The sequence below is a fragment of the Moorena sp. SIO3B2 genome, from assembly GCF_010692525.1.
GTDB classification, from domain to species: domain Bacteria; phylum Cyanobacteriota; class Cyanobacteriia; order Cyanobacteriales; family Coleofasciculaceae; genus Moorena; species Moorena producens.
The window spans coordinates 1-1,894 of sequence record NZ_JAAHHE010000757.1 but is presented as its reverse complement, the minus strand read 5'-3'; the positions used below and the strand labels follow the sequence as shown (position 1 = coordinate 1,894).

The 1,894-nt window shown below is 44.3% G+C and carries 1 protein-coding gene; it reads right to left on the bottom strand.

What is annotated here, in order from left to right:
- Window positions 1-49: 49 nt before the first annotated feature.
- On the bottom strand, window positions 50-1,894 hold a 1,845-nt coding region (locus F6K38_RS40685), incomplete at its 5' end, for a protein kinase domain-containing protein (protein WP_287360516.1).

The following is a 1,894-nucleotide window of genomic DNA, read 5'->3' as shown; positions in this document are numbered from 1 at the left end:
ACGGGTGCGCGTAGCGCATCAGCTGATAGCTGATAGCTGATAGCTGACATCACTCAAACTTCCAAATCTTAATAGTATTATCTTGAGAACTACTAGCAATGGTAGCACCATCATGGCTAATAGCAACCGTAGTAACAGCGCCTAAATGATCTGTGAGAGTATAGAGCAATTCACCACTACCAGGATGCCAGATTTTGACAGTCTTATCGGCGCTACCACTGATTAAGGTATTACCTTGAGGGCTAATAGCAATAGATTTAACAGCATGCCCATGTCCGGTCAGAGTAAGCAATGGTTTCTTTGGTATTTGTAAGTACCGATCCCTCTTGAGCAACCAAATCTTAATGGTTTTATCAGCACTGCCACTAATTAAGATTTGACCACTAGGGCTAAAGGTGAGTGACTCTACCGATGCCGAATGTCCAGTAATCGTTGCGGCGAGCTTACCAGTTGCTAAATTCCAAACCTTAATGGTTTTGTCAGCACTACCACTAGCTAGCATTTGTCCATCTTTACTAATGGCTACTGCATTAACGGTTCCTAAATGGCCAAACAACGTTGTCTGTAATGATGCCTTCTTCAGGATCCAAAGCTTAATAGTCTGATCGGCACTACCGCTAGCAAGTAATTGCCCATTGTGACTAATTGCCAAACACTTTACCCAAGCTGAATGTCCACAAAGGGTATGAATTAAATTTCCCGTATACTCATGCCATAGTTTAATGGTATGATCCCAACTGCTACTAGCGATAATTTCTCCATCTGGACTAAAGCTAACCGCCTCAATCACATTTAAATGTCCTGAAAGTTTAGCCACCACTGTTTTAGCTTGCCAGTTAAAAATCGTGATAGTTTTATCTGTACTACCACTAGCTATAGTTTCTCCATTCGGGCTAAAGGCGATAGAATTAATTCCACTGGACTCTTCGGAAAAAGTATGTACACATTTCCAAGTAGGAGTATCAAATTTAGGGGTAACTGTTGTAGATAAAGACGTTACTGGTATAGCAGCGAAATCCTCTGGTAAACCAAGTGCTCCGAGGACTTGAGTAGCTGATTGGTAGCGTTGGTTTGGTAAATTCTCTACCATTTTGTTCAGGATGCGAATAAGCGGATCACTCACAGGTTGCCTGAGGTAATCGACCCAAACCCACTTCCCTTCTAGACTATTAAACATATCAAAGGGGTGAACATTGGTAAGCAGATGAATACAGGTAACCCCTAAACTGAACAAATCACTGGTTGCGATCGCTTTTCCCATCAACTGTTCCGAAGCCGTGTAAGCCGCAGAGCCAATCATTGTTCCCGTTCGTGCTAGCACAGTTTTTGTAGTCAGCTTAGCAGCACTGAAATCCACCAGAAACAGTTCGCTCCCCCTTCCCCCCCAGGAATAAAACCTTTTCCTGGTTTTGTGTGTTGGTAGCTGGGACAAAGACGACTCAGGAGGAGGGCGACGAATGATATTGTGGGGATTAATATCCCGATGAATTACCTGATGACTATGGATAAAGCGCAGCACTGGCAGCAATTCAATCAGGACTTGCCGAACCTGGTTTTCCCTAAAGGTTCCTTCTGTTTCCAGTTCTGTGGCTAAGCTTTGCCCCTCGATATACTTGTGAACTAGAGCAGGTTCTCCTGCGATACCTAATTGATGATCCGCTTCAAAATAGGCCAAAAGTTCGGGAATCTGAGGATGTTGTCCCAGCACTTGCAGCCTAGTAGCTTCTTGGCGGAAAGACTCAGCCGCTTTCTGAGCATTGTTGGTATCCTGATGTTGTAAGGATAACTGTTTGATGATACACTTACTATTGCTATCATCCGCCTCATCCACCCCCAGAAACGTGCGCCCCATACCACCAATACTAATCAGCCTCAGAGCACGGAAGCGTCCGCC